The following is an 11,752-nucleotide window of genomic DNA, read 5'->3' on the forward strand; positions in this document are numbered from 1 at the left end:
TCGAGCACCCGCCGCGGGCGTGGCCGAAAGCTAGCGGCGCCCACGGCCCCCGTCAGCCGCGCTCACTGGGATGCCTGGCGCCCCAGGCGCGCGGACGGTGCCGCTCGCGCGCGGCGTCGGCGGCGCGCGAGAAGCCGTCGAGCATCGAGGTCTGCGTGTAGGCGCGGGCGACGCGCGCGCGGCCCGCGCCGCCCATCGCCAGCCGGTCGGCGTCGTGCGCGAGCAGCTGCGCCACCACGGCCGCGGCGCCGGAGACGTCGCCCGGCTCCAGGTGCACGCCGCCGATCGCGTCGGGGACGTAGCGGGCCGCGTCGCTGCCGCGATCCACGAGCACGGGGACGCCGGCGGCGAGCGCGTCGAGCACGCCGAACGCGCCGTCGTCGCCGTCGGCGATCACCCAGCCCAGGTCCGCGTCCGCGAACAGCTCGGCCGGCTCGCCGGCGTCGCCGAGGTGCGCGACGATGCGGTTCACGCCGAGCGCCGCGGCGTGCATGCGCAGCTCCTCGTCGTCCGAGCCCGGGCCCACGAAGGCGACGCGCAGCTCGGGATGCCGCGGTGCCAGCATCGCCACGGCGCGCAGCACCATCGCGGAGCGCGCGCGGTGCCCGCGCGTGTGCATGCAGACGAGACGGCGCAGCGGGCCCTCGCGGCGTACGCGCGCGGTGCCGTCGGGCGCGGCCGGGAGCTCGACGCCCAGGTCGCTCGTCACGACGCCGATGACGCCCAGGTCCTTCGGGATCGCGGCCGCCTGCTCGGGCCACGTGCACAGCACCTTGGTGGGCGCGGTGCGCAGCGTCGCGCGCACCGCGCGCCCGAAGGCGACCGGCTCGCGGGCCGCGAAGCGCCGCACGATGACGCCGCGCTCCGCGCGCCACGCGGCGCCCGCCGCGGCCAGGTGCGCGCGCTCGCCGTGCACGAAGACGACCTCGACGAACTGCTCGCGCAGCGCGCGCGCGAGCGCGGAGCTGCCGGCCATCAGCCCGTCGCCCCGCTCCAGCGGGTGCACCGGGAGGCCCATCGCGACGGCGCGCCGGTGCGGCTCCGTGTCGGGACAGCAGGCGAAGAGCACCTGCCAGCCGCTCGCCGCAAGGCCGCGCGCCGCCAGCGCGAACGCGCGCGCGCTGCCGGTCCAGTCCTCGTGCGGGTGGTGGAAGAGCGCCCTCACACGCCCACCTCGGTCTCGCGGAACTGCAGCGCGTGGAGCCGCGCGTACGTGCCGCCGCGCGCGAGCAGCTCGGCGTGCGTGCCGCGCTCGACGACGGCGCCGCGGTCGAGCACGAGGATCTGGTCGGCGTGCACGATGGTGGAGAGACGGTGGGCGATGACGAAGACGGTGCGGTCGGCCAGCAGGCGGTCGATCGCCTCCTGCACCAGGCGCTCGCTCTCGGTGTCGAGCGCGCTCGTGGCCTCGTCGAGGATCAGGATGGGCGGATCGACGAGCAGGGCGCGCGCGATCGCGAGCCGCTGCCGCTGCCCGCCGGAGAGCCGCGTGCCGCGCTCGCCGAGGACGGTATCGTAGCCCTGCGGCAGCTCGGCGATGAACTGGTGGGCGTTGGCGGCGCGCGCGGCGGCCTCGATCTGCGCCGGCGTGTAGCGGTCGCCGGCGCCGTAGGCGAGGTTCGCGCGCACGGTGTCGTTGAACAGCACCGTGTCCTGGCTGACGATGCCGACCAGCGCGCGCAGCGCGTCCAGGCGGATGTCGCGCGTGTCCACCCCGTCGAGCGTGATGCGGCCGGCGGTGGGCTCGTGGAAGCGCGGGATCAGGTCGACGAGCGTCGTCTTCCCCGCCCCGCTGGGCCCCACGAGCGCGACGACCTCGCCGGGCCGCGCGACGAGCGAGACGTCGCGCAGCACGCCGCGCGGCTCGCCCTCGGGGTCGTCGGGGCGCGCGGGATAGGCGAAGCCCACGCCCTCGAACGCCAACGACTCCGCGAAGCGCGCAGGGGCGATGGTGCCGCGGTCGCGCGCCGTCTCGGTGGGCTCGTCGAGGATCTCGAACAGCCGCTCCGCCGCGGCGAGCGACTGCTGCGCCGTGGTGGGCACCTGCGACAGCTGCTTGAGCGGCTGCAGCATGCGCATGACGAGGATCAGGAACGCGATCAGGTCCGCGCCCGAGAGCGACTTCCCGACCAGCACCTGCCGCGCGCCGACCCAGAGCACGGCGACGGCGATCATGGTGCCGATCGTCTCGGTGAGCGGCTGCGCGAGGTACGTGGTGCGCGCGACGCGGGCCAGCCCGCGCGCGAGCCGGTCGCTCGCCTCGCGGAAGCGCCCCTCCTCGTACGCCTCGCCGCCGAACGACTTCACGAGGCGGATGCCGCTGACCGACTCCTGCACGACCGCCGTCAGCTCGCCCTGCTGGTCACCCGTGCGGCGGAAGCCCTTGCGCAGCTTGCGCAGCAGCGGCTGCAGCGCGGCGATGAGCAGCGGCGCCACCACCAGCGCGAGCAGCGTCAGCGACCACGAGGTCGCGACCATCGCGGCGATGGTGACGATGACGGTCGTGGCGCTGAGCAGCGACCGCGTCACCAGCTCGGTGATGACCTGCTTGGTCTGCTGCGTGTCCTGCATGACGCGGGCGAGGATCTGCCCGGTCTTCACGCGCGAGAACCAGCCGAGCGGGAGCCGCTGGAGGTGCGCGTAGGTGGTGTTGCGCAGGTCGCGGGTGACGCTCTCCTGCAGCGTCGCGCCGAAGTTGCCGGCGAGCCACGACAGCACGCTCTTGGCCGTGACGGCGCCGAGGATGACGATGATGACGCGCTGCAGCGACGCCATCGGGTTGCCGTCCACCAGCAGGTTCCCGATCAGCAGGTCGAGCAGGCGGTTCAGCGCCGTCTCGCCCGCCAGCGCCTTCTCGCCGAACAGCGCGTTCAGGAACGGGACGAGCAGCGTCAGCGCGAACACGTCCATCACCGCCGCCCCGATGGTGCAGGCGACGGCGGCCGCCATCAGGCGGGCGTGCGGACGGAGGAACGGAAGGAGACGGGCGAGCAATCAGCGCGGCGTCAGGAGCGCGAGCGGCAGGATGCACTCCTCCGGCGTCACGCCGCCGTGGAGGAACGACCCGCGGTAGCGGCTCTGGTACTCGCGCAGCTTGGTCGGGTAGACGAAGAAGGTGTCGCCCACCGCCATCAGCGTGTTGCCGCCGTAGCCGCGCTTCGGGAGCTTGAGGTCGTCGGCGTTGCTGAACGACAGCGCATGCTCCGGGCGCTCGGCGCGCAGGTCCTCGCCGAACTTGTAGCGCAGGTTGGCCGTCGCGTCGCGCTTGGCGAACACGGTCGCCGGCGTGTTGCAGTGGATCGAGCCGTGGTCGCTCGTCAGCAGCACCGGGATCTTCCGCCGCGCCGCCTCCTTCAGGAGCGCCAGCAGCGCCGAGCGCTCGAACCACTGGCGCGTGATCTGGCGGAGGGCCACCTCGTCGCGCGCCACCTCGTACAGGATCATCGACTCCGAGCGCCCGTGCGTCAGCAGGTCGATGAAGTTGAACACGAACGCGCTCACGCCCTCGGCCACCAGCGCGCCCTGCAGGTGCCGCTCGAGGTCGTCCGAGTCGGCGGCGCTGGAGATCTTGTGGTACTTGACCGGCGTGGGCCCACGCAGGGCCTTGAGCTGCAGGTCGAGCAGCTCGCGCTCGTGCGCGTTGAGCGTCTCGTCCTCGCGCTCGCCCCACCAGCCGGGGTGCCTGGCCGCCATCTCCGACGGATAGAGCCCGCTGAAGAGCGCGTTGCGCGAGTACGGCGTCGCCGTCGGCAGGATCGAGAAGTAGTGCGTCGTCTCGACGTCGAACCACTGCGTGAGCAGCGGCTCGAGGATCATCCACTGGTCCAGGCGCAGGCAGTCGACGACCACGAACGCGGCGGACTTCGAGCCGTGCAGCAGCGGCAGCAGGAACTCGGGGACGATGTCGACCGAGAGCGCCGGGCGCTCCACGCGCGGGCCGCGCAGCCAGGCCGGGTATTCGGTCTTCAGGTAGCCCGCGAACTCGCGCCGCATGTCGGGATAGAGCCCCCGCAGCGAGTCGTAGAGCGAGCGCTCGCCCGCGGCCGCGAGGTCCACGTCCCAGCGCGTCAGCTCGGCGAAGCGGTCCACCCAGCCGCGCCAGTCGAGATCGCGGTCGCGCTCCAGCTCCAGCGCGCGGAACCGCTCGACGAAGGCGCGCGAGATCGCCTGCGATCGGATCTGCGACCCCTCGAGGATCTTCGCGACCGAGGTGAGCACCTGGCGCGGGCTCACCGGCTTGACGAGGTAGTCGCGGACGTTGACGCCGATCGCCTCGCGGAAGGTCGCGTCCTCCTCGCTCTTGGTGACCATCACCACGGGGAGGTTCGGCGCCAGCTCGATGATCTCGCGGTAGACCTCGAGGCCGCGCTTGCCGGGCATCTGCTCGTCGAGCAGGACGAGGTCGAACGGCTGCCGCTGGACGAGGTCGACGGCGTCGTCGGCGTTGGTGGCCCACTCGACGGCGTAGCCCTTCTCCCGCAGGAAGATCCCATGCGGCTCGAGCAGCTCGGCCTCGTCGTCGACCCAGAGGATGGACTTGGGGGGAGTGGGCATGCCTTCAACCTAACAGCCTGAAACGGCGGAGGACGGTGGGGCGGAGAACGGTGAGGCGGAAGACGATGGGGCGTGAAACGCCACGGCGGACCTCTCGGCCTGACGCTTCAGGCTCGAAGGATCCCCCACCGTCTCACGCCGTTCGGTCCTCCGCGGTTCCGTTCTCCGCCCCACCGTCCTCCGCCGTTGGAAGCCCGTCTATATTTGGGGTCTGCCCGTCACGCCCCACCCTCCCCCGGTTCGAGCTCAGGTCAAGATGGCTGGCCACAGCAAATGGAAGACGATCAAGCGCGCGAAGGCGGCCACCGACGCGAAGCGCAGCGCGGTGTTCACCAAGCTGATCCGTGAGATCACCGTCGCGGCCAAGGGCGGCGGGGGCGATCCGGAGCACAACCCGCGGCTCCGCCTCGCCATCGACACGGCCCGCGGCTCCTCGATGCCCAAGGAGAACATCGAGCGCGCCATCAAGAAGGGCACGGGTGAGCTCGAGGGCGTGGACTACCAGGAGATCATGTACGAGGCGTACGGCCCCGGCGGCGTCGCGCTCATGATCCTGACGCTGACCGACAACCCGACGCGCACCGTCGCGGACATCCGCCACAAGCTGTCGCGCAACGGGGGCAACATGGGCACGTCGGGCTCCGTGGCCTTCATGTTCGACCGCAAGGGACAGCTGCTGCTCGACCCTGCGCTCGACGAGGACACGGCGATGGAGGCCGCCCTGGAGGCCGGCGCCGAGGACTTCGCGCGCGACGACGACCAGAACCTCGTCACGACCGACCCGGCGTCGCTGCACGCCGTGCGCGCGGCGCTCGAGGCGAAGGGGCTCACCACCAGCGACGTCCAGCTGACCTGGGTGCCGAAGAGCACCGTGCGGGTCGAGGGCGCCGACGCGCAGCAGCTGGTGAAGCTGCTGGAGGCTCTCGAGGACCTGGACGACGTGCAGAAGGTCGAGGGCAACTTCGACATCGACGCCGACGCGATGGCGGAGGCGTGAGCGCGGCGCCGGGCGCCCCGTCGCCCGGCGCACCGCGCCCGGCGGCGAGGAGGATCTGATGCTGGTCCTCGGGATCGATCCGGGCACCGCCACGACCGGCTACGGCGTGGTGCAGGGCGACCGCGGGGGCCTCGTGCGCCTCGTGGAGTGCGGCGTCGTGCGGACGCGCGCCCGCGATCCGCTCCCCTCGCGGCTGCGCGAGATCTACGAGGGCGTGCAGGAGCTGATCGCGCGCCACCGCCCCGACGCCCTGGCCGTCGAGAGCATCTTCTACGCGAAGAACGTCCGCACCACGATCACCCTCGGCCACGCGCGCGGCGTGATCCTGCTGGCCGGCGAGCTGGCGGGCCTCACGGTGCACGAGTTCCCGCCGGCCGAGATCAAGAAGGCCGTCGTCGGCACCGGCGCGGCCACCAAGGAGCAGGTGCAGTTCATGCTGACGCGCCTGCTCCGCCTGAAGGCCGTGCCCTCGCCCTCCGACGCCGCCGACGGCGTGGCGGCGGCGCTCACGTACTGCATGGCCCCCCACCTCCCGACCGCCCCGAACGCCGTGTCCCCTGCCCCCCGCCCCCGTCCGCTCGCCCGCGAGGTCCAGCCGTGATCGCGCACGTCGCCGGCCGCATCGTCGCCAAGGAGCTGGACCGGGTCGAGCTGCTCACCAAGGGCGGCGTCGGGTACGAGCTGTTCATCCCCCTCTCCACCTACGAGGGGCTGCCCAAGCTCGGCGAGGACGCCGCGCTGCACACGCACCTCGTGGTGAAGGAGGACGGCTGGCAGCTGTTCGGCTTCGCCACCGCGTTCGAGCGCCGCGTCTTCCAGAAGGTGCTCGCGGCCAAGGGCGTGGGCCCGGCGCTGGCGATCGGGATGCTCTCCACGCTGACGGCCGAGCGGCTGGTGCGCGCGATCCGCGAGAAGGACATCGCGACGCTGCAGGGCGTGCCGCGCGTGGGGCGCAAGAAGGCGGAGCAGCTGATCCTCGACCTGGCGGACAAGCTGGACCAGCTGCAGGTCGACACCACGCCCGGCGCGCGCCCCGAGGGGGCGTCGGCCGACGACGCGATCCGCGCGCTCGTCTCCCTGGGCTACACGACCGGCGACGCGGAGCGCGCCGTGAAGGCGGCGATCGACGCGGGCGGCAAGAAGATGTCGGCGACGGAGCTGATCCGGGCCAGCCTCTCGCGCATCGGGGCGCGCTGAGATGCGAGCGAACATGCGATACCTCGTCCTTCCCGCCGTGCTGCTCGCCGCCGCGTGCGCCGGAGACCCGGCCACGCGCGAGCAGCCGGCCGCCGACAGCGCGGCGGCCCCGCCGCCGGCCGCGCTCCCGCCGGACACGGCGCCTCGCCGCCAGGTCGTCGCGGCCACCTCCACCTCCATCCAGATCACGCCGAGCGTGGTCGCGGGCGGCGGGCAGTTCGTCGTGCGCTTCTCGATCCGCAACGACAACGCGGACACGGTGCGCATGACGCAGTCGTGCGACGCGCCGGCGATCTTCCGGATCCGCCACGCCGAGGCGGCGCCGGAGAGCCCGCCGCTGGAGGCGTCGAGCTGCAGGCCCGGGGAGACCCGGCACGTCGTGCCACCCGGGGCGGAGCTGGTGCTGCAGCTGCCGTCGCTGGCGCAGGCGGGCCGTCCGCCGCGGCCGCTCCCGCCGGGGCTCTACGTCGTGGAGGCGAAGCCGAACGTCTTCGAGATCGACGGCCGCCCGATCGAGCTGCGCGCGGTCTCGGGCGAGCTGCGGGTACGCTAGCACGGGCGTGGCGGCGACCGGGCGCGCGGCGCGCGCCCGAAAATCGCGATGGCGCCTTTCCGCGCCGACACGTATAGACAGATGTGTGGGCGCCGCTCAGCCCACCTGTCGCACCCGTGCCGGAGAAGTCGCCGCATGCCGTCCATCCGTCCGAGCCCGACCCGCGCGCCACGCGCGCACCGCGCCGCCCGCACCATTCTCCCCCTCGCGGCGCTCCTGGCCGCGGCCGGCGCGTGCGGCGCCGCCTCCCCCGCGGGCCCGAGCGGTCCCGACGCTCCCGGCGAGTCGCCCAGCGCCGACGTCTCCACGGCGAGCGTCGAGAAGGACGGGCTGGTGGCGACGCTGAAGCTCTCGCCCTCGTCCGTGCGTTCGGGCGGCGCATTCACGGTGCGGTTCGCGCTCGTGAACCGCTCTCGGAAGACCGTCCAGGTCACGCTGACCTGCACCGCGCCCGCGTACCTCGCGCTGCGCGCCGCGTCCGGCGGTGACGCGCTCAACTCCTCAGGGTGCGGCCAGGCGATCACGACGCGCACGCTCGCGCCGAACGGCGAGGTGGCGATGAGCCTTCCCTGGCGCGCGGAGGCGAGCGGCTATCCGTCGGGGCAGCCGCTGCCGGCCGGGCGCTACGTCCTGGAGGCCGCGCCGACCGTGTCGCACGTCGACGGTCAGGCGCTCACGCTGGCGCCGCTGCGCGCGGAGCTGCGGGTGCGGTGAGCGCGAACGTCGGGCGGCCCGGGTGCTCCACGCACCCGGGCCGCCCGACGATGCAGCGCTGCGAGCGTCCGCGACGGCTAGAGGCCGCTCAGGTCGATCAGCACGAGCGGACCGAGCGACGTCGGGTCGACGTCGGCGGAGAGCGGAGTGGTGAGGTCGTCGAGCTGGATGTTCGAGTACGCCACATCCGCGAGCACGCGCCGCTGGCCGCTGGGGCACTCGAAGTCGCCCGGGCCGGGCACGCCGAAATCGAGCGAGGCGACGACGTTGCCGTTCTTGACGACGAACGTCCCCTCGGCGGTGACCTGCGCGTTGATCGTGCGCTTGTTGGCCGCGTTCGGGTTCTTCGCGCCGCCGTTGATGCACGCGTAGGTCGCCTGGCCGTCCGCCGAGGCGCGGTAGTCGATGGCGGAGCCGCTCGACAGGCCGGCCTCCTTCCACGCGACGTGACCCACCCCGTCGTTGGAGAGCGACGCATCGGCGTAGATGAAGTGCGGGTTGCCGCCGCTGCCGTCGCGCGCGAGGGACGGGGACGCGGACGGCGACGTCAGCGTGCGGCCTGCGTCGTTGCACGCCGCGATCATGACGAGACCGATCGCGTAGACGAGGAGAGAGCGCTGCATCGGGTCACCTCTCGGTGGGGGCTGCCGGCCCTCGGGCCGGCGCGGAGCTCGACGTCTCGGTCCGGAGTCGCGCGTGCGTGATGCGAGGGTGGTCGCGTCCGCGAGCAGCGGTCGCGCGAGCGCGGGCATCTCGAGCGTGCGCCACAGTAGTCCGCGCATTCACATCACGCATGGGCAGCGGATGCCCATACGCCATGCGGAGCGCGTCCTCATCTTGCCTCGCATCGCGAACCTTCCTATCTAGGGACGACGTCTCGCGACGCGCACGCATCACGCAGCAGCATGCCGTCGCATGCATCCGTTGTCGGACCCGATTCGCGTGTCGAATCGGTCATGCGTATCGAAGTCGTCATGAGTATCGACTTCGACACGCGGGCCACGCGACACACCGCATCCACGGACCGCCTCGCACGGAGTCCCGCGTGCGCATCGCGCTGACGCCAGTCGAGACCGCACGACTCGGCGACGTGCTCTCGCTGCTGCTGTCGCCTCCCCTGCATCAGGACGCGGACTGCTGGCGCGCGGAGCTCGCCCGCCTGCTGCGCACGCTGATCGGCGCGCCGATGGCAGCGCTGACCGTGGAGACCGCGGACGGCGCGCGCACCTACGGCGACGAGGTGGACCCGCGCGCCGTGCGCGCGTACGAGCACCGCTTCCGCGCGCTCGACCTCGGCCGCCACCGGCTGCGAGCGCTCGGCCTCGAGCTGTGGAGCCGCGAGCGGCTCTGGTCGCACGCCCAACTGCAGCAGAGCGAGTACTACAACGACTTCGCGCGGCCGTATGCGCTGCACGATGCGGTGGGGCTCGCGGTCGAGCTGCGGAGCGCGCGCACGCACGTGATGGCCTCGCTGCTGCACGACCAGCCGGTGCGCAGCCCGACGCAGCGCGAGCGGCAGCTGGCGCTGCTCGGCCTCGTCCGCCCCGCGTTCCGCGCGGGCATGGTGGCACACCTGCGCGACGCGACGGGCCCGCTGGCGGCGTGCCGCGATCCGCGCGCGGGGCTGATCGACGCGGCCGACGAGCCGCAGGCGCTGTACAGCCGCGACGGGGAGCTCCTCTACCGCAACCGCGCGATGGCGGCGGCGCTCGACGACGGCCACCGCGGCGCGCTGCGGCACGCGGTGTTCGAGGCGGTGCGCGCGGCGCTGGCCACGGCGGCGGACGCGCCCGACGCGCCGCGCGCCGCCACGCGCGCCGTGCGCACGGCCACGGCGACCTACCGCGTGCGGGCGGGCGTCGTGGTGAGCGACGCCGACGGGCGCGGCTCCTCCGTGCTCGTCTCGCTGCGCCGCCACGAGGCCGCGACGGCCACCGCCGACGAGCTGCGCGCGCGCTTCGGCCTCACGGGCCGCGAGGCGCAGGTCGCGGTGCTGCTGCTCCAGCGCCGCTCGAACGCGGAGATCGCCGAGGCGCTGGAGCTGAGCGAGCACACCGCGCGGCACCACACGGAGCGCGTCCTCCACAAGCTCGGCGTCAAGTCGCGGATGGCGCTGGCGGACGCCCTGACGGCGCCGCGCTGAGCGGGCACGGCCGCGGCGGCTGGCCCCGCGGCGCCTTGACGCCCCGTGCCCCGCCCGCTCATTTCGCGGCGTCCCGTCGCTCCCGGCGCCGCGTGTGCCGCGAGCGCGCCCGTCCCGACCTCCACCCGCCTCTCGTGGTCTCCTCCCGCGCCTCGACCTTCACGGAGAGCGTCATCCGCGAGATGACGCGCGTCGCGCAGCAGCACGGCGCGATCAACCTGGCCCAGGGCTTTCCCGACTTCCCGATGCCCGCGCCGATGAAGGACGCGGCCTGCGCGGCGATCCACGGGGACGTGAACCAGTACGCGATCACGTGGGGCACGCCCGCGCTGCGGCTGGCGATCGCCGAGAAGTACCGGCGGTGGTACGGGATCGAGGTGGACCCCGACCGCGAGGTCACGGTGACGTGCGGCGCGACCGAGGCGATGGCGGCGGTGTTCCTCGCGCTGGTCGATCCGGGCGACGAGGTCGTGGTGTTCGAGCCGTTCTACGAGAACTACGGCCCCGACGCCGTGCTCGCGGGCGCGAAGCCCGTGTTCGTGCCGCTCGTCGCGCCCGACTGGCGCATCGACGAGGAGCGGCTGCGGGCGGCGCTGGCGCGCCGGCCGAAGGCGCTCGTGCTCAACACGCCCCACAACCCCACGGGCAAGGTGTTCACGCGCGAGGAGGTGGACCTGATCGCGCGGCTGGTGATCGAGCACGACGTGCCGTGGGTGTTCACCGACGAGATCTACGAGCACATCGTCTACGCGGGGCACCACCACCCGATCGCGCAGTGGCCCGGGATGGCCGAGCGCACGGTGACGATCTCCGGGCTCTCCAAGACGTTCAGCTGCACGGGGTGGCGGCTCGGCTACGCGATCGCGCCGGCTGCGGCGTCGGGCGCGATCCGCAAGGTGCACGACTTCCTCACGGTGGGCGCGCCGGCGCCGCTGCAGGCCGCGGGCGCGGTGGGCATGGCGTTCGACGCCGACTACTTCAACCACCTCGCGATGGACTACCGCGCGCGGCGCGACCTGCTGTGCGGCGCGCTGGCCGAGGCAGGCTTCACCTTCACCGCGCCCGAAGGCGCGTACTACGTGCTGGCGGGCTACGGCGCCGTGCGCGAGGCGGTGGACGACGTGGCGTTCGCGAAGTGGCTGGCGGCGGACGTCGGCGTGGCGACGGTGCCGGGGTCGAGCTTCTACCGCAAGCGCGACGGCGCGGGGCGCGGCTTGGTGCGCTTCGCGTTCTGCAAGCGCGAGGAGACGCTGCAGGCCGCGGCGGACCGCCTGGCGGGGATCCGCGTCGGCGCGTAGCGCCTCGCACGGCCCCCGAATGCACACGCGGCCGGTCGTCCAGCGGGACGACCGGCCGCGTGCCGCATACGCGATCGGATCAGTGCCGGCTCACGGCTGGACGACGCCGGCGGTGGCGCTCTCCACCGCCGTCAGGTCGGCGCCCGGCGTGCTGCCGCCGGTGCCCGCGCGGAAGTAGGCGCTCGTCGACGTCAGCCGCGCGTTCGCGACCGACACGCCGTTGACCGTGGCGCTCGTGATCCCCGCCAGCCCCGCCTCCGCCACGAAGCCGTTCGTGCTCGGATAGAGCCACACCG

General features: G+C 73.4%; 12 protein-coding genes. 7 read left to right on the forward strand and 5 right to left on the reverse strand.

Features of this window, described 5'->3' with window-relative positions; all coding sequences use genetic code 11:
- Positions 1-52 precede the first annotated feature (52 nt).
- The 3 genes from rosag_RS24995 to porX are packed head-to-tail and all read right to left on the reverse strand — an operon-like array spanning position 53 to position 4,554.
- The gene (locus tag rosag_RS24995) at positions 53-1,165 is read right to left on the reverse strand and encodes a glycosyltransferase (RefSeq protein WP_284352923.1); all 1,113 of its coding nucleotides are present in this window, start codon (positions 1,163-1,165) and stop codon (positions 53-55) included.
- Positions 1,162-2,949: an ABC transporter ATP-binding protein gene (locus tag rosag_RS25000; protein WP_284352924.1), complete on the reverse strand. Its 1,788-nt coding sequence runs from the start codon at positions 2,947-2,949 to the stop codon at positions 1,162-1,164. The genes rosag_RS24995 and rosag_RS25000 overlap by 4 nt, the downstream gene beginning before the upstream one ends.
- Before the next feature lie 45 nt (positions 2,950-2,994).
- On the reverse strand, positions 2,995-4,554 hold the full coding sequence (porX, locus tag rosag_RS25005; protein WP_284352925.1) for a T9SS response regulator signal transducer PorX: 1,560 nt from the start codon (positions 4,552-4,554) through the stop codon (positions 2,995-2,997).
- 256 nt (positions 4,555-4,810) lie between these two features.
- On the opposite strand from porX, the gene rosag_RS25010 reads away from it, so the two are divergent.
- The 5 genes from rosag_RS25010 (at position 4,811) to rosag_RS25030 (ending at position 8,015) form a co-directional block, all read left to right on the forward strand.
- The gene (locus rosag_RS25010; RefSeq protein WP_284352926.1) at positions 4,811-5,551 is read left to right on the forward strand and encodes a YebC/PmpR family DNA-binding transcriptional regulator; all 741 of its coding nucleotides are present in this window, start codon (positions 4,811-4,813) and stop codon (positions 5,549-5,551) included.
- 58 nt (positions 5,552-5,609) lie between these two features.
- A complete protein-coding gene (gene ruvC, locus rosag_RS25015; protein WP_284352927.1) occupies positions 5,610-6,152 on the forward strand; it encodes a crossover junction endodeoxyribonuclease RuvC in 543 nt (180 codons plus the stop codon).
- Complete coding sequence (gene ruvA / locus rosag_RS25020) at positions 6,149-6,748, forward strand: Holliday junction branch migration protein RuvA (protein WP_284352928.1); 600 nt, start codon at positions 6,149-6,151, stop codon at positions 6,746-6,748. Before ruvC ends, ruvA begins: the two co-directional genes overlap by 4 nt.
- 13 nt (positions 6,749-6,761) lie before the next feature.
- Positions 6,762-7,301 (forward strand): hypothetical protein, encoded by a 540-nt coding sequence (locus rosag_RS25025; protein WP_284352929.1) that lies wholly within the window; start codon positions 6,762-6,764, stop codon positions 7,299-7,301.
- Between the two features lie 135 nt (positions 7,302-7,436).
- Complete coding sequence (locus rosag_RS25030; protein ID WP_284352930.1) at positions 7,437-8,015, forward strand: hypothetical protein; 579 nt, start codon at positions 7,437-7,439, stop codon at positions 8,013-8,015.
- A 77-nt stretch (positions 8,016-8,092) separates the two neighbouring features.
- On the opposite strand, the gene rosag_RS25035 is transcribed toward rosag_RS25030, so the two are convergent.
- Positions 8,093-8,638 (reverse strand): hypothetical protein, encoded by a 546-nt coding sequence (locus rosag_RS25035; protein WP_284352931.1) that lies wholly within the window; start codon positions 8,636-8,638, stop codon positions 8,093-8,095.
- A gap of 422 nt (positions 8,639-9,060) precedes the next feature.
- Between rosag_RS25035 and rosag_RS25040 the strand changes: the two genes are divergently transcribed.
- Both rosag_RS25040 and rosag_RS25045 read left to right on the forward strand, forming a co-directional pair.
- The gene (locus rosag_RS25040) at positions 9,061-10,158 is read left to right on the forward strand and encodes a helix-turn-helix transcriptional regulator (RefSeq protein WP_284352932.1); all 1,098 of its coding nucleotides are present in this window, start codon (positions 9,061-9,063) and stop codon (positions 10,156-10,158) included.
- A gap of 134 nt (positions 10,159-10,292) precedes the next feature.
- Entirely contained in the window at positions 10,293-11,456 is a 1,164-nt protein-coding gene (locus tag rosag_RS25045; protein WP_284352933.1) for a pyridoxal phosphate-dependent aminotransferase, read from the forward strand.
- Between the two features lie 90 nt (positions 11,457-11,546).
- On the opposite strand, the gene rosag_RS25050 is transcribed toward rosag_RS25045, so the two are convergent.
- Positions 11,547-11,752, reverse strand: a 206-nt coding sequence (locus tag rosag_RS25050; protein ID WP_284352888.1) for a hypothetical protein, incomplete at its 5' end; no start/stop codon positions are given.

It is taken from the genome of Roseisolibacter agri, from assembly GCF_030159095.1.
Classification (GTDB): domain Bacteria; phylum Gemmatimonadota; class Gemmatimonadetes; order Gemmatimonadales; family Gemmatimonadaceae; genus Roseisolibacter; species Roseisolibacter agri.

Coding starts and splice junctions, on each gene's coding strand:
- ruvC (WP_284352927.1), top strand. CDS start 5,610: ATGCTGGTCCTCGGGATCGATCCGGGCACCGCCACGACCGGCTACGGC.
- rosag_RS25000 (WP_284352924.1), bottom strand. CDS start 2,949: ATGGCGGCCGCCGTCGCCTGCACCATCGGGGCGGCGGTGATGGACGTG.
- rosag_RS25010 (WP_284352926.1), top strand. CDS start 4,811: ATGGCTGGCCACAGCAAATGGAAGACGATCAAGCGCGCGAAGGCGGCC.
- rosag_RS25025 (WP_284352929.1), top strand. CDS start 6,762: ATGCGATACCTCGTCCTTCCCGCCGTGCTGCTCGCCGCCGCGTGCGCC.
- rosag_RS25035 (WP_284352931.1), bottom strand. CDS start 8,638: ATGCAGCGCTCTCTCCTCGTCTACGCGATCGGTCTCGTCATGATCGCG.
- porX (WP_284352925.1), bottom strand. CDS start 4,554: ATGCCCACTCCCCCCAAGTCCATCCTCTGGGTCGACGACGAGGCCGAG.
- rosag_RS25030 (WP_284352930.1), top strand. CDS start 7,437: ATGCCGTCCATCCGTCCGAGCCCGACCCGCGCGCCACGCGCGCACCGC.